Origin of the sequence: Yoonia maritima, assembly GCF_043641945.1 — a bacterium.
Taxonomy (GTDB): Bacteria; Pseudomonadota; Alphaproteobacteria; order Rhodobacterales; family Rhodobacteraceae; genus Yoonia; species Yoonia maritima_B.
In genome coordinates this window covers 67,458-92,718 of record NZ_JBHZRX010000006.1, presented here as the reverse complement: position 1 = coordinate 92,718, position 25,261 = coordinate 67,458, and the positions used below count along the sequence as shown (strand labels likewise).

The following is a 25,261-nucleotide window of genomic DNA, read 5'->3' as shown; positions in this document are numbered from 1 at the left end:
CGTGTTCCGCTACCTTTAGAAATCCAGATCAGCATAGTGCGCAGCCGGTTGGAAACCAGGCACCTCATCCGCCAAAAGCGACCGGAACGCCGGACGCGATTTAATCTTGGCGTACCAGTCCTTCACGACCTCGTGGCGGTTCCAGTCAACGTCGCTGGTGTAATCTAGGCAGGACAAATGCGCCGCTGCCGCGAAATCTGCGATCGTCATTTCGTTGCCAGCAAGCCAACGGCGGTCTTCCAGCAAATAGGCCATGTAATCAAGATGGTACTTGATCGCACGCGCCCCTGCTTTGACGTTCGTGCTGTCCGGGTAACCCGTTCCCATCACCTTGCGATATACACGTTCGCCAATCAGCTTTGTTGTGACCTCGTGATAGAATTTATCGTCGAACCACCCAACAAGGCGTCGCGCCTCGTAACGGGCATCCAACTCGCGCGGCAAAAGAGCGGGCGTTGGGTGCAATTCTTCGAGGTACTCAAAGATCGCATTGCTGTCCGCCATCATGCGACCGTTCATCTTAAGAACAGGAATTTTTCCGGCTGGATTACGGCGAAGAAATTCAGCGTCTTGTTCCCAATAGCGTTCTTCGACAAGACCGACTTCGATCTTCTTTTCGGCAAGGCACAACCGCACTTTGCGCGAATACGGGGACAACGGGTAATGATACAGGGTGTTCATGACGGACTCACAAATCGGTTTTACTCTTCAATGCAGCAAGGGCGCGTCCGGATCAATGGTTGGATCAGCTTTCGAAACAATCCGCGCGGCCATCCGCCTTGATTGTTTGGGCTCCGCTGATGATGGCAGAGGTCCGATCGCGGGTGTATGGGCTGGGGTTTGATGCCGAACGGGTTTTCGGTGCGGGTAGAATCGCGGCAAGCCTTGCGGCCTGTGTCGCAGACAGATTCGCAGCATCCACGCCAAAGTAATGGCGCGCAGCAGCCTTTACACCAAACACACCCTCATCGAATTCAGCGACGTTTAGGTACAGTTCAAGAATACGGCGTTTGGTCCAAACGGCCTCTGACAATGGGGTCCATAATGCCTCCATCGCTTTGCGCAGCCAGCTGCGCCCGTGCCAAAGATAGACGTTTTTGATGACCTGTTGCGAAATCGTCGATGCCCCACCACGCCCACGATCAATCGCGGAACGGATGGCGTTGACGTCCAACCCCCAATGCAAACAGAAATTGGCATCCTCTGCTGCCACGGCAGAGCGTGCCATCACTGGTGCGATATCCTCGATCGGGGTCCAGTCATATTTGATTGAACCCAAACGGCTGCGTTCCGAGAACATATATGGGGTCGTTGGCGGCGGGACGACCGCGTAAATCAAGGTCGCTAACAAAACGAATCCAAGCACTGCAAAACCAAAACCCCAAATCACCCGGCGCACCATTTGCCAGCCCCGCTCGACCAAGCCGGGCTGTTTTTTCCGCGTGTTTCGCTTTTTGGGCGCGGGTTTCTTTTTGGGTGTTTTACGCTCTGCCATCGGCACCATAAGCCACGCAGGCAACGATGTGGTCAACCCTTACGCGTAGGGGTGATGTCAGTTCTATGAAATGCTGCGGATTGAAAACAACGGTAACACTACTGCCTTGTCGGGTAATATTTCTAAGTCTTACAAGAATAAAGGGACGGCTTTCACCGTCCCTTTATAAGCATCTACTAAGACTGTGTAGACTCTGTTGTGATTAGCGGAAATTATAAACGACTGACGCACCCAAGGTGTTACGCGCATCGCCAAAATCGGCATCCGTTGCGTCGTTGAACTGCGTTGTCAGGCTTGTGCGCAAAGCTAGCGATTGCGTCATAGATACGCTCAGCGCCAATTCGTTGTTGACCAGCGTACCGGTTTCAGACGAGATGACATCAGTATCGTTTGTAAGGTAGCTAAAGTCGTTCAGGCTCTGAAAGTAGTTGGAAGACACGCTAGCAGCAACTTCGCGAACATCTTCGCCACCGACAACTTTGGCGACTCGGTAGCCAGGACCAGCTTGGACTGACCACTGACGCTCTGCGTCATTGAAGATCCGATAACCGATCCCCGTGCCAAGGAATGTGTCCAGCTCATAGTCACCGTCTTCGTCAGCAAGACGATCAGACGCGACATCAAGTTTACCGAACGCGAAAAGGTTGGCGTTAAGGTCACGACGATAGTCGAGCCCACCAAGCAAGTTGTTCTGGGTCACTTCGCCGTCAGATTTGCCGTAGTTATAGCTCAGTGTGACGTCAAAGCCGTTAACGCCGTCGTAGTTACCAAAACGTAGACCTACGCCCAAATCGCTTTCGTCGTCGCCATCATTGCTTGTCGCGGTCGCGCGTGCGGACAGCGAACCATATGAACCCAAACGACGGCCAGAATTGCCAAAACGGTCTAGATCGCGATCACGATCCTCACGGATCTGCTCTTCAAGGTTTTCAACTGCGTTGGCAGCTGCATCCTGATTATCGAATGTTGTTTCTTGTGCTTGGGCCGATGCCCCGGCGATACCTGCGATGGCTGCGGATGCGATAATTGTTGCCGCTATTTTCATTGGTCTATCCTTGTTAGTTCCTGCAGCCGAAGCCGCAACTAGGGACAGACCTGACGCGTGCCGCGCCTAGAGTGGAGAGGTAAACGATTTCAAAATTTCCCCAAAGCGGTAAACCGCGCCCTGTAAAAATTTGGGCTTGAAAACAGGATCCTATGAACAGTTGAAACCCAAACTTAATGCCGACAGATACAGCTGCCCACCTAAGACAAGCACCACCAAGAGCCTTCATTTCAAAAGAAAAGCCCCGCTATTTGCGGGGCTTTATGTCTCTACTCAGCTGGGATGGCTGCGTCTTCGATGCTTAGCGGATGCTTCAGATGCACCAGCATTTCTTTCGGGCAGATTTGGACAAAGTTGCCTTTCTCCAGTTCCCAGTGTTGCAAGATGTCAGCAGCTTTGCGGCTACCTGTTTCTTTCGCGTGGCGTTCGATCAGGCCTTTTAGTTGATCGAGCCAGTGATCCACGGTCACAGGGTTCGTCACCAATGTTTCCATGTTGATCAGGTCTGCGGCCTCGCCCTTTGGATCGTATAGATAGGCCATACCGCCCGTCATACCTGCACCAAAATTCGCACCAATTGACCCGAGGATTACTGCAACACCGCCAGTCATGTATTCACAACCGTTGGTTCCGCAGCCTTCGATCACGACTGTCGCGCCAGAGTTCCGCACCGCGAAACGTTCGCCAGCGCGACCAGCCGCAAACAGATAACCGTCAGTCGCACCGTACAGAACAGTGTTCCCGATGATCGTGTTATCGGCAGCAACCAGCGGGCTGACCATTGGCGGACGCACAACGATTGTACCACCCGACAGACCCTTGCCGACATAGTCGTTCGCGTCGCCAGAAACCTCGAGCTTGAGGCCCGGCGCTGCAAATGCACCCAGCGACTGCCCAGCAGAGCCACGCAGTTTGACCGTTAGGTGATCGGGTTGCAGTTCATTGCGCATGCCAAAGTTCTGAACGATGTGGCTAGACGTGCGTGTGCCGATGGTCCGCAATGTGTTTTGCACTGCATAATCCAACTGCATTTTTTCGCCCTCGTTCAAGAAGCGCGCAGCGTCCTGAACGATTTGCGCATCCAACGTGTCATCGACAGCGTTACGTGGCTTGTTGCGGTCATAAGTGATCTTTTCCGCGCCATCGACTGTGATCAGCAATGGGTTCAGGTCAAGGTCATCAAGATGCGCAGAACCACGACTAACCTGCGTCAACAGATCGGCACGGCCGATAACATCATCCAACGAACGCGCACCGATGCTAGCGAGGATTTCGCGTACTTCGGTTGCGTAGAAGGTGATCAGGTTCACGACCTTGTCCGCGTTACCCGTGAACTTGTCGCGCAGTGCTTGGTCTTGTGTACATACGCCGACAGGGCAAGTGTTTGACTGGCACTGGCGCACCATGATGCAGCCCATCGCGATCAGCGCAGCAGTACCGATGCCGTATTCCTCGGCACCAAGCATCGCAGCCATGACGATGTCACGCCCAGTGCGTAGGCCACCATCTGTCCGCAATGTGATACGTTCACGCAGGTTGTTCATGGCAAGCACTTGGTGTGCTTCGGTCAGACCCATTTCCCACGGTAGACCAGCGTATTTGATCGATGTACCCGGTGATGCGCCTGTACCGCCGTTGTGACCTGAAATCAGGATCACGTCGGCCTTCGCCTTAGCAACACCAGCAGCGATCGTACCAACACCAGACGCAGCAACCAGTTTCACTGTGACCTTACAGATCGGGTTGATCTGCTTGAGGTCATAGATCAGCTGGGCCAGATCCTCGATTGAATAGATATCGTGGTGCGGCGGCGGTGAAATCAGCGTCACGCCTTTTGTCGAATGGCGCAGCTTGGCGATCAGGTCAGTGACCTTCATGCCGGGCAGCTGACCGCCTTCGCCGGGTTTCGCACCCTGCGCAACTTTGATCTCAAGTTCTTCACAAGCCAGCAGGTATTCGGCTGTGACGCCGAAACGACCAGACGCGACCTGTTTGATCTTTGCAGAAGCGTTGTCACCGTTTGGTTCTGGTGTGAAATCCTCTGGGCTCTCGCCGCCTTCACCAGAATCCGACTTTGCGCCGATACGGTTCATCGCAATCGACAGCGTACGGTGGGCCTCTGGGCTTAGCGCCCCCAAAGACATGCCTGGCGTGACAAAGCGTTTACGGATCGCAGTGATGCTTTCAACTTCTTCGATCGGAACCGGCTTGCCCATAGGCTTAATCGCTAGCAGGTCACGCAGGTGGATCGGCGGGTTAGCCTGCATTGATTTGCTGTATTGCTGCCACATCGGATAGGATGCGTTGTTACAGGCAGCCTGCAGCATGTGCATTGTCTGCGCTTCCCACGCGTGCTTTTCACCTGAACGGCGGGCTTTGTAGAAGCCACCGATTGGCAGGATATCAGTTGGGTTTTTCCACCCGCGCGCGTGGACTTCTTCCAGCTTGGTTTGGATACCGCTTGTCCCGATACCAGAGATACGGCTTTGCATACCCGGGAAGAATTCCGCAACCATCGCACGTGACAGACCGACAGCTTCGAAGTTCAGACCACCGCGATAAGACGAAAGAACCGAAATCCCCATCTTAGCCATGATCTTCAAAAGCCCGGCATCAACCGCCTTGCGGTAACGGCTGACTGCTTCGGTTAGATTGCTTTCGAGCAATCCGCGTTCAACACGGTTCGCAATCGAGTCCTGCGCCAGATAGGCGTTCACTGTCGTCGCGCCACAGCCGATCAACACCGCGAAATAGTGCGGATCGATACATTCCGCAGAACGTACGTTGATTGAACAGAATGTACGCAGACCTTTTGATGTCAGACCAGAGTGTACAGCAGATGTCGCAAGGATCATCGGCATTGGAACGCGGTCCACCGACTGATGTTGGTCAGTCAGGACAAGGTGGCCAGCACCTGAACGCACAGCATCCTCGGCCTCTTCGCGAATACGCTGAAGACCTGCAGAAAGCGCACCGCGCCCAGTTTCAAACGTACAATCGATAAAGGCGACATTATCGCCGAAATGGCGCACCATTTCACCAAATTCACCGTTAGAAACAAATGGGCTTTCCAGCACAAGAATTTCGGCTTGGGACGAGTTTTCGTCCAGCACGTTTTTCAGGTTACCGAAACGTGTTTTCAACGACATGACGCGTGTTTCACGCAGGCTGTCGATTGGCGGGTTGGTCACCTGGCTAAAGTTCTGACGGAAGAAGTGCGACAGTGGGCGGTAGACGCTTGAAAGAACCGCAGACGGGGTATCGTCGCCCATCGACGCGATCATTTCTTTGCCGTCTTCGGCCATTGGTGCCAGAACTTGCTCTAGGTCTTCAATGGAATAACCGGCGGCAACCTGACGCTGACGCAGATCTGCACCCTCGAACATGGATTCCTCGGCTACATCGCCCATCAGATCAGTCAGATCGACAACTTTTTCGATCCACTCACCAAACGGCTGCGCACCGGCAAGCACGTTTTTCATTTCGGTGTCGTGGAACAGTTTGCCTTCTTGCATGTCGACGGCAATCATTTGGCCGGGACCAAGCGCGCCTTTTTCGACAACAGTGGCTTCGTCGATTGGCACCATGCCAACCTCGGAACCTGCGATCAACAGACCGTCACCAGTTACGACGTAACGCAGTGGACGCAGACCGTTCCGGTCAAGGCCACCACAGACCCAACGACCGTCGGTCATCGCTAGCGCGGCTGGGCCATCCCATGGCTCCATCACGGCGTTGCAATAGCTATACATGTCCTGCCACGCCTGTGGCATGTCAGATGCTTGCTGCGCCCATGCTTCGGGAACCAGCATCGTTTTGGCCATCGGCGCGTTGCGTCCCGCACGTACCAATACCTCGAAAACAGAGTCTAACGCAGACGAATCTGACGCACCCGACGGAATGATCGGCTTAATGTCTTCAGCTTTGTCACCAAAGGCGCTCGATGCCATCCGGATTTCGTGGGACTTCATCCAGTTGACGTTACCCTTCAGCGTGTTGATTTCGCCGTTGTGTGCCAACATGCGGAATGGCTGAGCCAGTGACCACTGCGGGAAAGTGTTTGTGGAGTAACGCTGGTGGTAGATCGCGAATGCCGATTCAAAACGTTCATCCAGCAGGTCCGGGTAGAACTCTGCTACCTGCTCAGCCAGCATCATGCCTTTATAGATGATCGACCGACAAGACAGCGAACAGATGTAGACACCGTTGATCTGCGCCGCAGCCGCGGCTTTTTCGATACGGCGACGGATGATGTACAGTTCACGTTCGAACTGTTCTTCGTCGATGTCTTTTTCACAGCGGATCAGAATCTGTTCGATCTCTGGGCGTGTGGCGTTCGCCTTGTCGCCCAGACATTCGGTGTTCACCGGAACGTGGCGCCAGCCGTAGATATAGTGACCAAGGCGTAGAACCTCGGATTCAACGATTGTACGGCAGCGCTCTTGGGCGCCGAAATCGGTACGTGGCAGAAACACCTGACCAACAGCAATCATTTCACCGTCTTCTGGCTCGTGACCAGTACGGCGGATTTGATCTTGGAAGAATGGGACAGGGATTTGCACGTGGATACCCGCGCCGTCACCTGTTTTGCCGTCAGCATCAACAGCACCACGGTGCCAAATCGCCTTTAGCGCGTCGATCCCGTTTTCGACAACACCACGCGAAGGTGTACCGTCGATGGAGACCACAAGGCCAACACCACAAGACGAATGCTCGTCTTCGTCAGCGTACAGACCGTTTTCGGTCATCCATTTGCGCTTAGCTTCCTCAGCCGCGACCCAAGCTTGATCATAAGTGGTCATAGGTGTTCTCCTCAGAAAGTGGTGCGGATGAGATCGCAACCCCACAGCCGTGTTTTGGCCGTGTGCTTAGAAAACCCGGTTCCCCGGGAAAGATGAATTCGACAGGGCGGTCGTCGTGTTCGAATTGCCCTTCGGGTGTTGTGGTTACGCCTGTGCCGGACAGGAACATGCGCCATTCAGGGCTGATGAATTCCTTGCCCTTGCCGGACCAAATCACCGTGCCTTCAGCATCGCTGGCGGTCAGGTCATAGGTTGTTTCAAGCAGCGTGACGCCATCAATTGTTATTTCGCGACCGGTCAAGGTGTCCTGACCGACGAAATGCGTTTCGCCGAACTGGTCAGACATTGTGCTGAAATCATAGTCATCCACACCTGTAGCAATCAAATCGGACAACGACGCTGGCTCTGCGGGGTTCGGCATCAAACGTTCGCTATGGCCAGTCAGCGCGTGAAAACTAGCGATCCATTGCGTTTCACCGTCGATTTCGCCAGCATATGTCATGCCTTGTTCATCTAGCGACACGCGGCGCTGGTGCCCGGGTGTGTCACCTTCGCAGGTGAAGTGATGATCGACCTGACAGCTTGCACTTTGCACCGTCAGATACGCGGTACAGCCGGCAGGTAGACTGAATGTCGGCCGGCTATCCTGCGCAGCGACAGGGCTGGCAGCAATCAAAAGAGCAATTGCAATCCTCATGGCTGATAGCTCGTCTCAATCTGGTTGCATTCGAAGACAGGCTCGGCCGCAAAAAACCCCGGCTCGCCCGGATAGATGAATTCGACTGGCGACATGTCGGTGATCTGATCAGGTGCTTCGTCGGACCAAGACTGGCCGAAGAAAAACAGGCGGTGATCTTTGCTCACGTATTGGCGGCCACTGCTTGTGTCCAAAACGTTGCCGTCTTCATCCAATGTCTGGCCCTGAAATTCGGTCTCGTACAGGGTTTCGCCGTCGATCTCGATGGTTTGGCCAGTCAACATGTCAAAACCGACGTTACGCTCTGGGCCTTCTTCGGTTTCAATAGTGAAATCCCATGTGTCGACTTGATTGGCAAAAAGTTCGGTCAAAGAAGATGGATCCTCGACTGGCTCCATCAACGCTTCGTTGCCCATGACAGAATATGTTTCCATCCACTGGAACTCGTCATCAACACGCTGAATGCTGAACACGCCAGTCTGGCCGATCAGGGCGATCCACTGGTCGCCTTTTTCGTCCGCTTCGCATGTCCAAACATTGACCATCACGCAGCCCTTTTGCTGAACGGTCAGCTTAGCTTCGCATCCTTCTGGCGCGGCAAAGCTATGCTGTGCTGCGACAGGTGAAGCCAACAAAAGAGCGGCGACAGTCAATAGAGGCTTCATCATGTCTTAACCTTTCAGGTCAGTATGGTGATGTGGCGAAATTTATTCGGCTGCGACGGCGGCAGCCTCGTTGAGATAATCCAAGATCGCGGTGGCTGTGTCACGTCCATCACGGATCGCCCACACAACAAGCGAAGCACCGCGCACGATGTCACCTGCGGCATAAACGCCTTCAAGGCTGGTCGCGCCTGTGCCGAACTCGGCTTTGACGGTGCCCCAACGGGTAACCTCAAGACCATCAACACCCCAAAGCTTGGGCAGATCTTCGGGCGAGAAACCAAGCGCCTTGATTACAAGGTCAGCAGGTTCAACATAGTCGGCACCTTCGATAACTTCGGGTGCTTGACGGCCAGTTGCATCGGGTGCGCCAAGACGCATCTTTTGCACTTTTACGCCGGAAACAGGTTCACCTTCGAACCCATCTGGGGAAGCCAGCCAAACAAACTCTACGCCTTCTTCTTCGGCGTTCTGTACCTCGCGCTGGGAACCGGGCATGTTGGCACGGTCACGACGATACAGACATTTTACGCTTTCAGCGCCCTGACGAATAGATGTGCGGACACAGTCCATAGCCGTGTCACCGCCGCCAATCACAACGACGCGCTTACCGGCTGCGTTTAGCTCTCCGCTGTCGAATTCAGGCACAACGTCGCCAAAGCTTTGGCGGTTGCTCACTGTCAAAAAGTCGATCGCGTTCACGATACCTTCGGCATCGGAATCCGGCAGATCACGTGTTTTATATACACCTGTCGCAATTAGAACCGCATCGTGCTTGCCACGGATCGCGTCAAAGGAAAGGTCTTCGCCGACATTGCAGTTCAAAACAAACTGCACGCCGCCGTCTTCCAGCTGGGCCATGCGCTTCATGACCACGTCTTTTTCTAGCTTAAAGCCGGGAATACCGTAGGTAAGAAGACCACCACCACGATCATAGCGATCATAAACAGTGACCTGAACACCCTGACGACGCAGCATGTCTGCCGCAGCCAAGCCACCCGGGCCAGCACCGATAATACCAACGCTTTCTGAACGCTCAGCGGTTGGACGGATTGGTTTCACCCAACCCTCTTCGAACGCTGTGTCGGTGATATATTTTTCGACTGAACCAATCGTCACTGTACCGTGGCCGGACTGTTCGATCACACAGTTACCTTCGCACAGACGGTCCTGCGGGCAAATGCGGCCACAGATTTCTGGGAATGTGTTTGTAGCCTGAGAAATCTCATAGGCTTCTTCCAGACGACCTTCGGCAGTTAGGCGTAGCCAGTCCGGGATATTGTTGTGCAGCGGGCAGTGCGACTGACAATATGGCACACCACATTGCGAACAACGGCTGGCTTGCTCGGCTGCTTTTGCAGTCGCAAACTCGGCATAGATTTCACCAAAATCCTGTTTGCGCAGATTCGGCGGACGCTTTTCCGGCATCTCGCGTTCTACCGCAGTAAATTTTAGCATCTTCTGGCCAGCCATACGCCGTCCTCCCGTATTACAGAGCGAACTGCCTTTTAAATCGGAACTTCAGAAATGAAAAGTCAGTATTGCTGACCTATATTGAAAAATTTCACCCCATCAAGCTCTGCATTACGCTCAAAGTGCGATTATTAGGTCCGATTCGGACATACATATTCACTTCCCCCCAATTCACATCAGGTTAGGTTGAAGAAAAGCGAATCGCAGGCAGCCTCTGATGACCACATTTAACCTCCTTCTTGTTGCTCTTATTCAGGGCATCACAGAATTTTTGCCCATTTCTTCGTCCGGGCATTTGATCCTGCTGCCGTCGCTTTCGGGGTTGGACGACCAAGGTCAAATCATCGACGTCGCAGCACATGTCGGCACGTTAGCAGCTGTCATTCTATACTTCTGGTCCGATGTTCGCTTGGCGCTTGGCGGCACACGCCGCCTAATCCAAGGCAAAGCGGACACCCCCGGCGCCCGATTGGCGCTTGGCCTTATCATCGCAACGATTCCTGTGATCCTGTTCGGTCTGTTCCTGAAGGTAACGGGACTATCCGACCACATGCGCGGAATCGCCGTGATCGGCTGGACCATGACAATCTTTGGGCTCGTTCTTTATTGGGCGGACCAAAAGGGCCCAACTGTCAAAACCGCCGAAGTTTGGACGCTGAAAGACGCCATCAAGATGGGGCTATGGCAAGCTGTGGCGCTCATCCCCGGCACCTCGCGGTCAGGCATCACGATCACGGCCGGCCGCATGCTGGGTTATACACGCACCGATGCCGCACGACTGTCCATGCTCATGTCAATTCCGACGATCATCGCCTCGGCCAGCTTACTAAGTCTTGATTTGATAGGCACAACAGACGCCAGCGCCTTACGTGACATTGGCATCGTTGCCGTGATGTCATTCATCGCGGCTTTGATTGCCCTAACGCTTATGATGCGACTACTACGCGCGGTTAGTTACACGCCCTACGTAATCTATCGACTCGTTCTGGGCGTGATACTTTTGTGGATCGCCTACACTTAGGCTTTCAGGTTTTTCGCAGATTCTTTGATGGCATCGTACTGACCAGATGGGCGGAAGCGCCACAGGTAGTCAGGAAGAACAGCATCAAGAGATGTGGGCTGAATGCCGAATGCTTCCAGACCTTTAGCCCCATCAGCAACAACATTATCCACTGTCAGGCTAGCAACCTGATCCTTTGTGATCGGCCCTTTGACCAAACCAAACGACAAGGCACGACCAACGCCAAAGCCCCACGCCATGATCCGTGCAATCCAAAACGGAATGTTCAAGATCAAACGACGGCGACGCACAACGCCCAACATCTTTTGCATCAAGCCACGGAAGCTGTGAATGTCTGGTCCACCCAATTCGTAGACACCTGCTTCAGCCTCGCCCAATACCGCCTTAGTCGCAGCAGCGGCTACGTCGTCGACATAAACCGGCTGGAACCGCGCATTCGCGCCCACGATTGGCAGCACAGGACCAAAACGGGACATGCTTGCGAAACGGTTAAAGAATGTATCTTCCGGACCGAACACGATTGAAGGGCGCAGAATTACCGCGCTAGGGAAGCGCCTAAGAACACATTCCTCGCCTTCGGCTTTGGTGCGGCCGTATTCGCTTGGCGAATTCTCGTCTGCTCCAATAGCCGAGATATGAACCATACGCGCAACGTTCAGCTCAGATGCGATGCGCGCAATACGCTCAGCGCCTTCGGCATGAACAGCGTCAAACGTGTTCTTACCTGCCTCGTCCAAAAGACCGACACAGTTAACAACGGCATCCGCACCTTCGGTGACTGCAGCAACGCTGGCATCATCACGAATGTTACAGAAAATTGGTTCAACCTGCCCGACAACGCCGTAGGGACGTACGAACATTGCTTCGTTTACAGAACGGACAGCGACGCGAACGCGCCAACCTTCAAGGGCCATGCGACGGGCGATATAGCGCCCCACAAAACCGGATCCGCCGAAAATGGTGACTAGCTTAGACATGGCAAGGCCTCTTTGCTCGTTTGCCACGGTTTACCCGGCCACCTATTGCCAGACAAGCCGCATTTGAAAGGTTTCTTAGACAGTTCCTTTAACTATCGCATTTTTCCTGTCGAATCGCGTTGACAGTAATGCGTGGCCACCTTAAATCGCCCCCTACGACACCTGCCCAGGTGGCGGAATTGGTAGACGCGCCAGCTTCAGGTGCTGGTGTCTGTATGGACGTGGAGGTTCGAGTCCTCTCCTGGGCACCAAGTCGTTTTCCCCGGCACATTGATGATCATTGTCGCGTACAAAAAAGCGCCACGATAGTTCTGTATCTATCGTAGCGCTGAAAATTGCATGATTCTGGCTATTACCGCCAGAATCAGACTGTTTTAGCCCTGTAAATCAGCGGGTAGCAGTGCTTCTGGTATTCCCTGGAAACAGACTGGTCGTACGAACCGCCGGATCGCCATGGTTCCAACACTGGTTGCCCCGAAATTCGTGGACGCGGGGAACGGACCGCCGTGAACCATAGCATCGGCCACCTCGACCCCGGTTGGGAAACCGTTCACCAGAATACGCCCTGCTTTGCGTTCAAAGATCGGCATGAGTGAGCGTGCCGCATCGGTGTCGGCGTCGTCCATTTGCAGCGTGACAGTAAGCTGACCAGCGAGCTGAGTTGCTATTTTTTGCCGTTCGGCGGCGTCTTTCGCGAAAATTAGAATGCCTGCCGGTCCAAATACTTCATGCGCAAGCTCAGGATGCGCAAGCCAATCAGCACCGGACACGCGGAACGCGGCAGGGACAGCGCAGCGGGCGGGGGCGTCAGCAGGGGTGTTCAGCGCGGTCGCGACACCAGCATCTGCCAACGCCTGAACCCCACGGCCATAGGCGGTAGCGGTTCCGTCTGTCAGCATGACTTGAGGTGCGACATCACCCAAGGCGGCGGCGGCCGTCGATGCGAATTCTTCTGCGGCATCGCCGGAGGTCAAAATCACAACGCCGGGGTTCGTGCAAAATTGTCCGACCCCCATTGTCAGCGATGCAGCCCAGCCCTTGGCAATTTCATCGCCACGTGTGGCCAAGGCGTTATCCATCACGAATACTGGGTTGATCGCACCAAGCTCTCCAAAGAACGGGATCGGTTCGGGGCGTGACATTGCGATATCGAACAGCGCTTTGCCGCCGCCATATGATCCAGTAAAGCCAACCGCGCGGATTAGCGGGTGGCGAACTAATGCCTCGCCCGCTTCGTTCGTGTTGGATTGCACAAAACCAAATGTGCCAGCGGGCATGCCAGTCCGTTTTATTGCCGCGTCAATCGCGCGAGCAACCAATTCGCCAGTACCGGGGTGCCCGGGGTGGCCCTTGAACACAACCGGGCAGCCTGCAGCCAGCGCAGATGCTGTGTCGCCACCTGCTGTTGAAAACGCGAGTGGGAAGTTTGACGCACCAAACACGCCGACGGGGCCGATTGGTCGTTGGATCATGCGCAAATCAGGACGCGGAAGTGGTGCACGATCCGGCAGAGCAACATCATGACGTCGATCAAGATACTCACCCTTACGGATATGCTCCGCAAATAGACGAAGCTGCCCACACGTCCGACCCCGTTCGCCCTGCAAACGCGCCTCTGGTAGACCGGTTTCCGCGTGACCAATGGCCGTCAGCTGATCGCCACGCGCGTCGATTTCTTCGGCGATTGCTTCAAGAAATGCAGCGCGTGTTTCGCGGCTGGTCCAACCATATGTCAGATACGCTTCTTCGGCCGCTTGCACGGCGGAATCTACTTCGCTTTGCCCGCCACAAAGAACGGTCATTGCTTCGCCGCTCGCGGGATCAGACTGGAACGGCACACCGCCATCGGTCCAAACGCCAGCGATCAGATGTTGTCCGGTAAGAGTTGTATCGGTCATGGTTGGTCCTTGGGTTCATTCATGAAAAGGCGCGACTGTTTTTCGGTCACCCAGCATGAAGGCGTCAGCCACGTGCAAAAGCGGGCTAATGTCCACGTCTGAAAGACCTGCTTCGATCAATTCTGCAAAGCGGTGATAAAGGCCGGGGTACTCGCCTGCCTCTGGCAGGGTCTGGGCCACACCGTTTATCGCCAGCGTCGCACCGCCATCGGTCAGCTTTAGCGTGCCTTCGGTGGTTTCGACGGTGATGTTCCACGTTTGCGGACCTTCTTGACGCCAATCGAAATCCGCTTTGACAGTCATCCCTGCGGGTCCAGCAAAGGTCAGATCAGCCGCAATTGGCGTTGCACGGTTTTCCGGAAACGACAGCGTCGATGCGGTCAGGTGCACGGGGTTAGGCAGGATTTCTGTCATGATCGACACGGCATTGATGCCGGGATCAAACACACCCAGACCGCCTGCTTCCCAGATCCAGTCTTGGCCGGGATGCCAGCGGCGCACGTCTTCTTTCCAGTCGATTTGAACCGAGGTGATTTGACGGTCGGACAGCCAACCACGTGCGGCAGCGACGCCAGCAGCGTAACGCGAATGCCACGTCGCAAATAGGGTCACACCCTTTGCCTTGGCCAGTTTTTTAAGCTTCAGAACCTCGGACACCGTCGCGCCGGGTGGTTTTTCAAGCATCGTGTGCTTGCCAGCCATCAGCGACTTTACTGCAATGTCATAGCGTGGCTGCGGCGGCATACACAGCGATAGCGCGGCGATATCCGAACGCCCTGCAATCAACGCGTCGATATCGGCAAAGTTTTCTACGCCATCAACACCGCCAGAGCGGCTGACGGTCGCGGCAAGCTCCATCGTTTCGTTACCAGCAATCGCTGGAATATGTTGATCGCGGGCAATTTTACCCACGCCTAGAATAGCAATCTTAGTGGCTGTCACGGGGTACCTCGTTTCCACGTTGTCCTTTTAGAACGTCAAAGTCCGCACCAGTGTCCGCACCTTCGACATGGTCGAGATACATCCGTGTGTAGCCGCCGACCACACTATTCTTGGGAGCTTGCCACGCAGCCAGTCGTGTTGCCAATTCTTCGTCGCTGATATCAAGGTGAACCCGCCGCGCTGCGACGTCCAGTTCAATCATGTCTCCGTTCTGAACGACGGCCAGCGGACCACCCGCTGCAGCCTCGGGCGTTGTGTGCAAAACAACGGTACCATAGGCGGTGCCAGACATGCGCGCGTCAGAAATACGAACCATATCGGTAATCCCTTTCTTCAGCACCTTGGGCGGTAGTCCCATGTTGCCGACCTCGGACATACCGGGATAACCCTTTGGCCCGCAGTTTTTTAGGACCATCACGCAGTTTTCGTCGATATCCAGCGCATCATCGTTGATCTTGGCCTTATAGTCGTCAATGTCCTCAAACACGACAGCGCGACCACGGTGTTTCATCAAATGCGGGCTAGCGGCGGACGGCTTTAGCACTGCACCATTGGGGGCAAGATTACCTTTCAGCACGGCAATACCGCCAGACGCAGCAAGCGCCTTTTCGACGGGCAGAATAACGTCTTCATTCCAGTTGGTCGCTTCTTTGACTTCGTCCCAGATAGCATCACCGGATACAGTCAGCGCGTCTTTGTGCAACAACCCTGCCTCGCCCAGACGTTTTAGAACAACAGGCAGACCACCTGCATAAAAGAATTCCTCCATCAGATATTTGCCCGATGGCATCAGGTTCACAATCGTCGGCACGTCACGTCCGCAACGATCCCAATCATCTAGCGTCAGATCAACTTCGACCCGACCAGCAAGCGCGAGAAGGTGGATCACTGCGTTGGTCGAACCGCCGATTGCGCCATTGGTACGGATAGCGTTTTCAAAGGCTTCTTTGGTCAAAATATCCGATGGTTTCAGGTCATCTTTTACCATCTGCACAATCCGGCGACCCGTCATCTGTGCCATCACCTTGCGACGACTATCAACGCCGGGAATTGCCGCGTTCCCTGACAGGGCCATGCCCAGCGCCTCGGCCATTGATGCCATCGTGGAGGCGGTACCCATCGTGTTACATGAACCCGATGAACGGCTCATGGCTTGTTCTGCCTCAAGGAAATCTTCTTGGGACATTTTTCCGGCTTTGATGTCTTCGGACATTTGCCAAAGCGCTGTGCCCGATCCGACGCGTTCACCCCGGAACCAACCGTTTAACATCGGGCCGCCCGTCACAGCGATAGACGGAATGTCAGTGCTGGCGGCACCCATCATCAGACTAGGCGTTGTCTTGTCACATCCAACCAGCAGCACGGCACCGTCAATCGGCTGTGCGCGCATGACTTCTTCAACCGCCATCGCAGCAAGGTTACGGTACATCATTGCGGTGGGGCGGAACGTGTTTTCTGATGCTGAAAATACGGGAACTTCGACAGGGAAACCGCCTGCCTCCCAAATCCCAGCTTTTACCTTTTCGGCCAGTTCACGCAGGTGACCGTTGCAAGGGGTCAATTCAGACCACGTGTTCAAGATGCCAATAACCGGCCGCCCGTCGAAAAGGTCATTCGGGTAACCTTGGTTTTTCAGCCAACCACGGTGGTAAATATTATCGCGCGAATTGCCCCCATACCATTCTTGAGAACGCAGCTTGCGGGGCCATTCAGCGGGAATAAAGGTCATGACGGCTCCTATAGTTTGCGGACGGCGACAGCGCCGTTAACCGCAGGGGTGGTGGAAAGTGCATTTCTTAACGGTAGTCCAAAGGCCGGCGCGCTTATCTCGAATACATCGCCATCTTGGGGAACGATGCCATCGGCAAACGACAGCGTCGCTGTGCCAAACATATGCACATGCACATCACCGGGCTGCCGAAACACGTCGTACTTGAAATGGTGGTGTTCGAGGTTCGCAATGGTATGCGACATGTTTGCTTCGCCAGACAGGAATGGCTTTTCGAATACTACGTCGTCACTGCGGGTAATTTTGCTGGTACCTTCCACGCTGTTAGGCAAATCGCCGACCAACATCTCTGGGCCAACGGAACAGGGCCGCAATTTCGAATGCGCAAGGTATAGATAGTTTTGGCGTTCGGTCACGTGGTCCGAAAATTCATTGGCAAGCGCAAAGCCCAAGCGGAACGGCGTCCCATCCGCGCCGATAATATAAAGCCCAGCCAGTTCCGGCTCTTCCCCGCCATCCAACGCGAATGACGGTGATACTAATGGCGCACCCGGTGAGACCAATGCTGCACCCGTGCCTTTGTAAAACCATTCAGGCTGCACACCGACCTGCCCGGCATCAGGCTTGCCGCTTTCGACACCCATGCGAAACATCTTCATGGAATCTGTTTCTTCATCGGCTTTGGCATGCATTGAAGCGCGGGTTGACGCAGACCCAAGATGGGTCAAGCCCGTGCCTGTAAGATGCAGATGTGCCGCGTCCGGGTGGGTCAAAGGCGGGAGCAAACGACCTTCGGCATATAACGCCTCAAGATCAACAGCAGCACCCAAACCGACGTCGGAAATATGTGTATGCAATGTGATACCGTTCGCCGCGCAATCAATCGCCATTTCATACAGCGATTGATCCGATTTTACTTCGAACGCCTCTGTCCCGTCGCGGGCGACAACCTGAATACGACCATCAGCTTTACGGTATTGTGAAATCAGCATCTGATTAGCCTTTCTTCTTGTTGAGAACGTCAAAGACAACCGCAGCCAAAAGCACGAGGCCCTTGATGACTTGTTGCCAGTCAATACCGATCCCTAGGATCGACATGCCGTTATTCATCACCCCCATGATAAAGGCACCGATCACAGCACCTACGACAGTACCAACGCCACCCGCCATCGACGCACCGCCAATAAATACAGCCGCGATCACATCTAGTTCGAAACCAAGACCCGCCTTGGGCGTCGCCGTGTTAAGACGCGCTGCAAAAACCAGACCAGCCAGCGCCGCCAGCACCCCCATGTTTGCGAAGGTAAAGAAGGTCAGCTTTTTACTGTTAATGCCGGACAGCATCGCCGCCTTTTCATTGCCGCCAATCGCATAAATCCGGCGCCCCATCGTCGTCCGAGACGTGATGAAGGAATACACCGCAATCAACAGCGCCATAACGATGAACACATTGGGCAAACCGCGAAAGTCAGCCATCAGCCAGCTCATGTAGATAAGCGCGATAAAGATCAGACCATTCTTGGCGGCAAAGAATACAAATGGTTCTTCGACACTGCCTGTCTTTGTGGCCTCCATGCGGCTGCGCACGGCCAAGCCCACGATGATAAGCGCAACAAGTACCCCCAAGAAAAGAGAGAACAGGTTCAGATCTTCACCATTGAACAGGTCAGGGATAAAGCCAGACGCGATTAGCTGAAACTGCTTGGGAAACGGGCCGACGGATTGACCGGCGAGCAGCCAAAGTGTCAGCCCCTTAAACACCAGCATCCCCGCCAAAGTCACTATGAACGATGGAATACGTAGATAGGCGATCCAGAAACCTTGGGCCATACCGATGATCCCACCTGCAATCAGGCAAAGCACGGCAGCAATCGGATAAGGGATATCCCAGTTCACGATCATCACAGCGGCAAGCGCACCGACAAACCCCATAACGGACCCGACGGACAGGTCGATATGGCCCGCCACAATGACCAACAACATGCCCACGGCCATGATGATGATGTATGAATTTTGGAGGATCAGGTTAGTCAGGTTGACCGGCTTTAGCAAAATACCGTCAGTCGTGATCTGAAAGAAGATCATGATCGCGACAAGCGCAAATAGAATCCCATATTCGCGCATGTGACTGCGTAGGAATGACCAACTTGATTTGACCTCCATCTTGGGCTGATCGTCGGTGGTATTGGTGGTTGCCTGGGTCATGCCTGGTCCCCTGATTTAATGATGGTGGCCATAATTTTTTCTTGAGACGCGTCTTCGGTCGGCATTTCGCCAACAAAGCGGCCTTCGTTCATGACATAAAGTCGGTCGGTGATGCCCAGCAGTTCGGGCAATTCAGAAGAGATAACGATGATCGCTTTGCCTGACGCGGCCAGTTCGCGGATCACCGTGTAAATTTCGAATTTCGCGCCAACATCGATGCCCCGTGTAGGTTCATCAAGGATCAGCACATCAGGGTCGGAAAACAGCCATTTAGACAAAACGACCTTTTGTTGATTGCCCCCCGAAAGGTTCACCGTTTCCTGCTCAATCGAGCTGGACTTGATATTCAGTCGGTCACGATATTGGTTTCCGACAGCCACCTCTTTGGCGTTGTTCACTACGATCCCGTTCGCAACCCCTTCAAGGTCGGCCAAGGGGACATTGCGCCGGATCGTATCATCAAGCACCAAACCATAGGTTTTTCGATCTTCGGTCGCGTATGCCAGCCCCGCGTTAATCGCGCTGCGCACATTGGGCAGATGGACGGGTGCACCGTTGATCGACACCTCGCCACGGATGTGGGCACCATAGCTGCGCCCAAACAGCGACATCGCCAATTCGGTACGGCCAGCGCCCATCAAACCAGCGATACCAAGAACCTCACCCTTCTTTACATAAAACGACACGTCTTTGACGACTTCGCGTTCGGCATGAAGCGGATGCGTGACGCACCAATTCTTGACCTCCATCGCGATCTCATCGCGGGCATGTGGGATGCGCGGCGGATAGCGGTCATCAAGCGACCGACCAACCATATCGCGGATAATATCATCTTCGCTGATGCCCGCACTGCAATCCAATCGCGACACAGCGGCACCGTCGCGGATCACTGTAATCGTATCGGCGACGCGGGAAATCTCGTTCAGTTTATGCGAGATCAAGATCGAGGTAATGCCCCGAGATTTGAACTCGAGCAACAGGTCCAACAGCTTTTCGCTGTCAGTCTCATTCAGGGACGATGTTGGTTCGTCCAATATCAAAAGGCGGACGTTTTTCGATAGTGCCTTTGCGATCTCAACCAGTTGCTGTTTGCCTAGGCCAAGGTTGTCAACAATCGTATCTGGATGTTCGTCCAAGCCGACGCGGGCTAAAACTTCGGCGGCACCTTTGCGGGTGCCACGCCAGTCAATCACGCCACGGTTGGCACGCTCGTTACCCAGAAAGATGTTTTCTGCCACCGACAAAAGCGGCACCAGCGCCAGCTCTTGGTGGATAATGATGATACCCTCGTCTTCGCTATCGCGGATACTGCCAAAGCTTTTGACTTGACCGTCATAAACAATGTCACCCGTGTAGGTGCCATGTGGGTAAACACCTGAAAGCACCTTCATTAGGGTCGATTTTCCGGCACCGTTTTCGCCGACCAAGGCATGAATTTCACCTTCGGCCACCGAAAGGCTCACCTGATCAAGCGCCTTTACACCGGGGAATTCCTTGGTGATCGCGCGCATTTCTAGAATTGTAGACATTCGATTGGCTCTCGTCTGAGCTAGTATAGGTGGTTCCCGCCGAGAAATAGGGGACGGGGCGGGAACCAAACTGACGGCAGGTATAGACATCACCCGCCGTCACGGGACCGGAGTTTATTCGATCTGGCCAGCAGTGTAGTAACCGCCGTCAATCAATACAGATTCCCAGTTTTCAACTGTCACGGCGACCGGCTCTAGCAGATAAGACGGAACAACCTTCACGCCGTTATCATAAGTCGTCGTGTCGTTGATCTCTGGCTCACCATCGTTCAACAGCGCTTCGACCATGCCAACGGTGACACGGGCCAGTTCGCGGGTATCCTTAAAGATCGTCGAGTATTGCTCGCCTGCGATCATGGATTTTACCGAAGGAATTTCGGCATCCTGACCCGAAACGATTGGCATCGGCATATCGCCTGATCCATAGCCCACGCCTTTTAGCGAAGAAAGGATACCGATGGACAGACCATCATAGGGTGACAAGACACCGTGAACCTTTGCATCGGTGTAGTTTGCAGACAGCAGGTTATCCATACGCGCCTGCGCAACGGAGCCATCCCAACGCAATGTGCCGACAGTATCCATGCCCATCTGGCCGGACTGGATTACGATATCACCAGAGTCGATCAAAGGCTGAAGAACTGACATCCCGCCATCATAGAAGAAGTAAGCGTTGTTATCGTCGGGGCTACCGCCAAACAGTTCAACGTTCCACGGTTTGTCATCTGGAAAGCGTTCATTCAGTCCATCGACGATCGTCGTCGCCTGCTGCACACCAACCTTAAAGTTATCGAATGTCGCGTAATAGCTGACGTCGCCGCTGTCGCGGATCAGACGGTCATATGCCACGACCTCGATATCGGACGCTGCGGCGTTGGCCAGTGCGTTCGACAGTGTCGTTCCGTCAATCGCAGCGATAACCAGAACATCAACACCTTTGGTGATCATGTTTTCGATCTGAGCGAGCTGGTTGGGAATGTCGTCCTCCGCGTATTGCAGATCAACTTCGTACCCGGCTGCTTCAAACTGCTGCACCATGTTTTCGCCATCTGCGATCCAACGTGCAGATGATTTCGTTGGCATCGCGATACCAACATAACCTGCGTCCTGCGCAATCGCGCTTGAACCCAATGCCACCAACGCAGTGGTAGCGAGAATTGTCTTAAAACCAGTCATATTTTCCTCCCTGGCGCATCATGCCGTGGTCAAAAACGACCATTCCTCGTGATGCAGTATCGTATCGCCCTACCGCACGGTCCCAATACACCGTCCCACCATACGTAGTGCGAGGCGAACAATCGCAAGCATCGTCATTGCAATCAAATCAGTAATTCGCCATTAGATATAACCATCTTGATATATCCAATGGAGCAGCCAAAGTGAGCGATACAAGCCAATCAGCGCGCCTTATTCAACGTGGCTTACGGTTTTCTCAGCTTCGCTTGATTGTTGCGGTCGAAAACACCGGCCAAATCTCTACTGCGGCAACACAGCTTGGCATGACGCAACCCGCCGCCTCGCGCCTACTATCCGAGCTTGAAAAGACATCGGATTGCAAGCTGTACGAACGACACCCGCGCGGCGTTGTTTTGACCGAAGCAGGCAAATTGCTCGCAGCGCGGGCGCGGACCACGCTGCAAGAATTGGATAATGCTTTTGACGAGATCAATCTGATCAACACCGGCGCTCGTGGTATCGTGCGTATTGGAACGGTGACCGGACCTGGCCTTGAATTGATTTTGCCCATCGTGCGCGAACTGCGTGTCACCTATCCAGACATCGAATTTGATGTGCTTGTTGATACGTCCGACAAACTATCCGAGGCGCTACTTGCGCATGATCTGGATTTCTATCTCGGCCGTATTCTTGGAAATACTGATCCAAGCGCTGTCACCATGCGCAAGATCGGACCAGAGCCCATCGCGCTTGTTGTGCGCGAAGGTCATCCCCTTCTTCGAAAAACCGACCTAACGCTAAAGGACTGTTTGGCCTACGACTGGATCATGCAGGCCCAAAACGGTCTTATGCGAATGGCGACTGAGACATACCTTCTGGAACATGAACTTGAGCCCCCAGCAAAGGTGCTAAGCACATCATCGCTGCTGCTGACCCTTGGGCTGATTAGCGATACCAATGCGATCACCCCTATCGCGCGATCAGTGGCAGAGCTGTTCACTAATCCATCTAAACTGGGCAGCAATGTTCGTGTTCTGGACGTAGCACACGATATGACCGTTGGTGCCTATTCCTTAATCCAACGGCGCAATTCAGACCCTAGCCCTGCGGTGCGGCGTGTTTTAGCACAGCTTGAGGCGCGGCTAGATCAAAGGTCATGATTGTCGAATTCAGCCAGCAACACAGTGTCAGGCGAAATATCTGACAGATCGACACCCTGTTGTTCCAGCCAATCGCCAATCTCTGATTGCAGATCACCAACGCTAAACTGAACTAGGCGGAACCGAGGATTCCATTCGCCGGGCGTATAGACACCCGTTCGGTCAAATGTACCGCCATTCCAATCATCCCACGGTGCGGCAGAATTGATGTGGGCACCGATCTTTGATCGCAGGATAACGCATTTTCCAACCGCCTCGAGCGTTGCGCGACTTATGGTTCCGTGCGGTTCGTCATAATCAGACACAGTTCCTAGATCACATGTGTAACCCGCCAAGGGTGATGTGCCATAGGGCGTGGCGCGCACGCCTTCGAACCATTGCCGTCCAAGACTAAACCGGCCTTTCAGCGCATTTGTACTGCCGTCATGCGTAAAAATGCAGGTGCTAAACACCAGCCCAAATGGCGTACGTATGTTCGTGCTAGGTGCAGCGACCCAAGCATGCGGCGCACGTGATCCGCGAGACACGATTGTGCAGTCCGTAAAATACGCCGTCGTTTGCCCAAAGATAAAATCAACATCGCCAGATATTTTGCAGCCCCTAAAATACGACCGCGACGTCGTGAAAGCGGCGGGGGATTTAAGATAAAGCGTGTCTTGATAGCTATCTAAATGCAGGTTTTCACAGTGTACGCGGTCTACGCCTGCGACCAATAAAGCAACTGCTTGGTGTTGCCCGGTGCTTTGCTGGAACGCCGCACGGGTTACGCCGCTGTCATCTGGACCTTGCGGCAAACGGTCAGCGTTATAGGTGTTTTTCAACGTCAGATGACGCAGCTGACACCCATCATTTTCGACCCGTAACACCGAAGTGTTCGCCGTAGTGATCTTATCGCGATCTGCAATCCTTTCAAAGATCGACAGAATTTCAGGCGCATGACCAACGAACATCCTAGCAAAGCGATCTCGATACTCTGTCCCCGGCATTTCAGCATCGACATTGGCTGTGATCACCGTACGCGCCGGATCGGGATGCATCCCAAACAAAGTGATCGGCACATCATGGCCCTGCCACTTGCACAGGGGAATATAAACCGGGCCGACATATTCGCCGGGTTCCATCCCGATATAAATGCGATCACGGCCAGCGCAGTTTGTGATGGCAAGGTTAATCACATCTGCAAGGCCCGTTTCTGGCGTCGCGATGTAGTCTGGCTCGACCTCCTGTTGCCCTGCCATAAACGCGTCCTGCCACGGAAACCACGGGTCCGATATTTCGCTCCCCGCCGTACCGGTATAACGCAGCACGTTCTCAGCAGAATATGCGTCGGCCTGTGCTTTGGTCAGTTGCGGTCGAAGCTCTCTAGCCAAATGCGCGCGCCTTTTTGACGTCGAGCGACAAAGCGAAGGCAGTCATCAATGGCGACACGCCTTTTGGATCGTCCGTACAGATACGTTCACTGATGTAATATTCGGCGCTCCCGTCGCGGTAACGTCCCTCGAACGGGCCAAGCCCGGCAACCCAACACATGTCATACATTTCAAGTTTCCCATCGCTACGTTTTCGCACGGTTTGTTCAAGCAAGGTTTCGATGAGACCGTCGTATTTTGCGGGCATGATACCCAGCCGAGACGCCTTAACTAACGCATAGACAAACATCGCCGAAGCAGACGATTCTTGATAGTTCCCTTCTAGATCCGGGCGATCAATAACCTGTAGCCACAGCCCACTAGGTTGCCGCAGATCATAGATCGTTTCTAGCAGGTCGATCGTATCTTGGCGAAGTGGAGCGAACTCTTGTTCGGTCACCATTTCAGCGACATCGACTAAGGCCATCGCGACCCAACCAATCGCACGTGCCCAGAATGCAGGTGAATGCCCGGTTTCTTTGTTCGCCCATGGCTGCATCCGTGCTTCGTCATAGGCGTGGGCATATAGGCCCGTCTTTGCGTCTCGCGTCGCGGTAAGGGCTGTCGCAATTTGCGTAAGTGAATCCTGAACCATAGCCTGATCGCCAATGGCCTTTGCATATTTAACTTGAAAGGTTGGCCCCATATACAAACCGTCCAACCAAATCTGCCAAGGATACCGGAGCTTGTGCCAGTAAACGCCAGACATCGTGCGCGGATGGTGCTTTAGCTGTAGCGCAAGATAGTCAGCAGCCGTCATATATTTTGGATCACCTGTTTGCTCGTGCAAATAAACCAAGGCACGACCAGACAGGATGTGATCGATGTTGTATTCGGACGGATCATAGCCAACAGGCAGCGACGCGTCTGTCAGTTGACCGTCCACCAATCGTTTCAAATGATCAAGCCAGCGGTCTTCACCCGTCGCCTGATGCATCGCCTCTAGGCCACGATAGACAAGCCCGTCTTCATAGCACCATGATCCACCTTTATAGTACTGGTGATCTCTGGCGTATGCGTCGAAATATTCGGTTAGCATGG

19 protein-coding genes and 1 tRNA gene are annotated in these 25,261 nt (G+C 54.0%); 3 read left to right on the top strand and 17 right to left on the bottom strand.

Annotated features, from left to right (window positions below; genetic code table 11):
• Positions 1–15: 15 nt before the first annotated feature.
• The 7 genes from fzlA to ACHUEV_RS13695 all read right to left on the bottom strand — a co-directional run bounded on the left by fzlA (position 16) and on the right by ACHUEV_RS13695 (position 10,174).
• Positions 16–681, bottom strand: a complete 666-nt coding sequence (fzlA, locus tag ACHUEV_RS13725; protein ID WP_106357278.1) for an FtsZ-binding protein FzlA — start codon at positions 679–681, stop codon at positions 16–18.
• 64 nt (positions 682–745) lie between these two features.
• Positions 746–1,495, bottom strand: a complete 750-nt coding sequence (gene mtgA / locus ACHUEV_RS13720) for a monofunctional biosynthetic peptidoglycan transglycosylase (protein WP_394181069.1) — start codon at positions 1,493–1,495, stop codon at positions 746–748.
• 202 nt (positions 1,496–1,697) lie between these two features.
• The gene (locus ACHUEV_RS13715) at positions 1,698–2,540 is read right to left on the bottom strand and encodes a DUF481 domain-containing protein (RefSeq protein ID WP_394180784.1); all 843 of its coding nucleotides are present in this window, start codon (positions 2,538–2,540) and stop codon (positions 1,698–1,700) included.
• Positions 2,541–2,809: 269 nt separating this feature from the next.
• Positions 2,810–7,342 (bottom strand): glutamate synthase large subunit, encoded by a 4,533-nt coding sequence (gene gltB, locus ACHUEV_RS13710; RefSeq protein ID WP_394180782.1) that lies wholly within the window; start codon positions 7,340–7,342, stop codon positions 2,810–2,812.
• A complete protein-coding gene (locus tag ACHUEV_RS13705; RefSeq protein WP_394180780.1) occupies positions 7,329–8,039 on the bottom strand; it encodes a hypothetical protein in 711 nt (236 codons plus the stop codon). Before ACHUEV_RS13705 ends, gltB begins: the two co-directional genes overlap by 14 nt.
• Positions 8,036–8,707: a hypothetical protein gene (locus ACHUEV_RS13700; protein ID WP_394180778.1), complete on the bottom strand. Its 672-nt coding sequence runs from the start codon at positions 8,705–8,707 to the stop codon at positions 8,036–8,038. The genes ACHUEV_RS13705 and ACHUEV_RS13700 overlap by 4 nt, the downstream gene beginning before the upstream one ends.
• Before the next feature lie 39 nt (positions 8,708–8,746).
• On the bottom strand, positions 8,747–10,174 hold the full coding sequence (locus ACHUEV_RS13695; RefSeq protein WP_394180777.1) for an NAD(P)-dependent oxidoreductase: 1,428 nt from the start codon (positions 10,172–10,174) through the stop codon (positions 8,747–8,749).
• A 217-nt stretch (positions 10,175–10,391) separates the two neighbouring features.
• On the opposite strand from ACHUEV_RS13695, the gene ACHUEV_RS13690 reads away from it, so the two are divergent.
• Positions 10,392–11,195, top strand: a complete 804-nt coding sequence (locus ACHUEV_RS13690; RefSeq protein WP_394180775.1) for an undecaprenyl-diphosphate phosphatase — start codon at positions 10,392–10,394, stop codon at positions 11,193–11,195.
• Here the strand turns inward: ACHUEV_RS13690 and ACHUEV_RS13685 are convergent.
• Positions 11,192–12,172 carry a complex I NDUFA9 subunit family protein gene (locus ACHUEV_RS13685; RefSeq protein WP_394180773.1) on the bottom strand — a complete coding sequence of 327 codons (981 nt, stop codon included), beginning with the start codon at positions 12,170–12,172 and terminating at the stop codon, positions 11,192–11,194. The two genes, ACHUEV_RS13690 and ACHUEV_RS13685, sit on opposite strands and share 4 nt — an antisense overlap.
• Before the next feature lie 164 nt (positions 12,173–12,336).
• On the opposite strand from ACHUEV_RS13685, the gene ACHUEV_RS13680 reads away from it, so the two are divergent.
• Positions 12,337–12,423 (top strand) — tRNA-Leu (locus ACHUEV_RS13680).
• 123 nt (positions 12,424–12,546) lie between these two features.
• Here the strand turns inward: ACHUEV_RS13680 and ACHUEV_RS13675 are convergent.
• From ACHUEV_RS13675 to chvE, 7 genes are all read right to left on the bottom strand, one after another.
• The gene (locus tag ACHUEV_RS13675; protein ID WP_394180771.1) at positions 12,547–14,070 is read right to left on the bottom strand and encodes an aldehyde dehydrogenase (NADP(+)); all 1,524 of its coding nucleotides are present in this window, start codon (positions 14,068–14,070) and stop codon (positions 12,547–12,549) included.
• Between the two features lie 15 nt (positions 14,071–14,085).
• Complete coding sequence (locus ACHUEV_RS13670; RefSeq protein ID WP_394180769.1) at positions 14,086–15,012, bottom strand: Gfo/Idh/MocA family protein; 927 nt, start codon at positions 15,010–15,012, stop codon at positions 14,086–14,088.
• A complete protein-coding gene (gene araD, locus ACHUEV_RS13665; RefSeq protein WP_394180767.1) occupies positions 14,999–16,741 on the bottom strand; it encodes an L-arabinonate dehydratase in 1,743 nt (580 codons plus the stop codon). The genes ACHUEV_RS13670 and araD overlap by 14 nt, the downstream gene beginning before the upstream one ends.
• A gap of 8 nt (positions 16,742–16,749) precedes the next feature.
• On the bottom strand, positions 16,750–17,733 hold the full coding sequence (araD1, locus tag ACHUEV_RS13660; RefSeq protein WP_394180765.1) for an AraD1 family protein: 984 nt from the start codon (positions 17,731–17,733) through the stop codon (positions 16,750–16,752).
• Positions 17,734–17,737: 4 nt separating this feature from the next.
• Positions 17,738–18,946, bottom strand: a complete 1,209-nt coding sequence (gene mmsB, locus ACHUEV_RS13655) for a multiple monosaccharide ABC transporter permease (RefSeq protein WP_207766548.1) — start codon at positions 18,944–18,946, stop codon at positions 17,738–17,740.
• Positions 18,943–20,475, bottom strand: coding sequence for a multiple monosaccharide ABC transporter ATP-binding protein (mmsA, locus tag ACHUEV_RS13650; RefSeq protein ID WP_394180764.1), 1,533 nt, complete (start codon positions 20,473–20,475; stop codon positions 18,943–18,945). The genes mmsB and mmsA overlap by 4 nt, the downstream gene beginning before the upstream one ends.
• 114 nt (positions 20,476–20,589) lie before the next feature.
• A complete protein-coding gene (gene chvE / locus ACHUEV_RS13645; RefSeq protein ID WP_394180762.1) occupies positions 20,590–21,651 on the bottom strand; it encodes a multiple monosaccharide ABC transporter substrate-binding protein in 1,062 nt (353 codons plus the stop codon).
• A gap of 203 nt (positions 21,652–21,854) precedes the next feature.
• Between chvE and ACHUEV_RS13640 the strand changes: the two genes are divergently transcribed.
• The gene (locus ACHUEV_RS13640; protein ID WP_394180760.1) at positions 21,855–22,811 is read left to right on the top strand and encodes a LysR family transcriptional regulator; all 957 of its coding nucleotides are present in this window, start codon (positions 21,855–21,857) and stop codon (positions 22,809–22,811) included.
• Here ACHUEV_RS13640 and ACHUEV_RS13635 read toward each other — a convergent pair.
• Positions 22,799–24,181 carry a pectinesterase family protein gene (locus ACHUEV_RS13635; protein WP_394180758.1) on the bottom strand — a complete coding sequence of 461 codons (1,383 nt, stop codon included), beginning with the start codon at positions 24,179–24,181 and terminating at the stop codon, positions 22,799–22,801. The genes ACHUEV_RS13640 and ACHUEV_RS13635 overlap by 13 nt on opposite strands.
• Positions 24,174–25,259, bottom strand: coding sequence for a glycoside hydrolase family 88/105 protein (locus ACHUEV_RS13630; RefSeq protein ID WP_394180756.1), 1,086 nt, complete (start codon positions 25,257–25,259; stop codon positions 24,174–24,176). The genes ACHUEV_RS13635 and ACHUEV_RS13630 overlap by 8 nt, the downstream gene beginning before the upstream one ends.
• Positions 25,260–25,261 lie beyond the last annotated feature (2 nt).

Coding starts and splice junctions, on each gene's coding strand:
- fzlA (WP_106357278.1), bottom strand. CDS start 681: ATGAACACCCTGTATCATTACCCGTTGTCCCCGTATTCGCGCAAAGTG.
- mtgA (WP_394181069.1), bottom strand. CDS start 1,495: ATGGCAGAGCGTAAAACACCCAAAAAGAAACCCGCGCCCAAAAAGCGA.
- ACHUEV_RS13715 (WP_394180784.1), bottom strand. CDS start 2,540: ATGAAAATAGCGGCAACAATTATCGCATCCGCAGCCATCGCAGGTATC.
- gltB (WP_394180782.1), bottom strand. CDS start 7,342: ATGACCACTTATGATCAAGCTTGGGTCGCGGCTGAGGAAGCTAAGCGC.
- ACHUEV_RS13705 (WP_394180780.1), bottom strand. CDS start 8,039: ATGAGGATTGCAATTGCTCTTTTGATTGCTGCCAGCCCTGTCGCTGCG.
- ACHUEV_RS13700 (WP_394180778.1), bottom strand. CDS start 8,707: ATGATGAAGCCTCTATTGACTGTCGCCGCTCTTTTGTTGGCTTCACCT.
- ACHUEV_RS13695 (WP_394180777.1), bottom strand. CDS start 10,174: ATGGCTGGCCAGAAGATGCTAAAATTTACTGCGGTAGAACGCGAGATG.
- ACHUEV_RS13690 (WP_394180775.1), top strand. CDS start 10,392: ATGACCACATTTAACCTCCTTCTTGTTGCTCTTATTCAGGGCATCACA.
- ACHUEV_RS13685 (WP_394180773.1), bottom strand. CDS start 12,172: ATGTCTAAGCTAGTCACCATTTTCGGCGGATCCGGTTTTGTGGGGCGC.
- ACHUEV_RS13675 (WP_394180771.1), bottom strand. CDS start 14,070: ATGACCGATACAACTCTTACCGGACAACATCTGATCGCTGGCGTTTGG.
- araD (WP_394180767.1), bottom strand. CDS start 16,741: ATGACCTTTATTCCCGCTGAATGGCCCCGCAAGCTGCGTTCTCAAGAA.
- araD1 (WP_394180765.1), bottom strand. CDS start 17,733: ATGCTGATTTCACAATACCGTAAAGCTGATGGTCGTATTCAGGTTGTC.
- mmsB (WP_207766548.1), bottom strand. CDS start 18,946: ATGACCCAGGCAACCACCAATACCACCGACGATCAGCCCAAGATGGAG.
- mmsA (WP_394180764.1), bottom strand. CDS start 20,475: ATGTCTACAATTCTAGAAATGCGCGCGATCACCAAGGAATTCCCCGGT.
- chvE (WP_394180762.1), bottom strand. CDS start 21,651: ATGACTGGTTTTAAGACAATTCTCGCTACCACTGCGTTGGTGGCATTG.
- ACHUEV_RS13630 (WP_394180756.1), bottom strand. CDS start 25,259: ATGCTAACCGAATATTTCGACGCATACGCCAGAGATCACCAGTACTAT.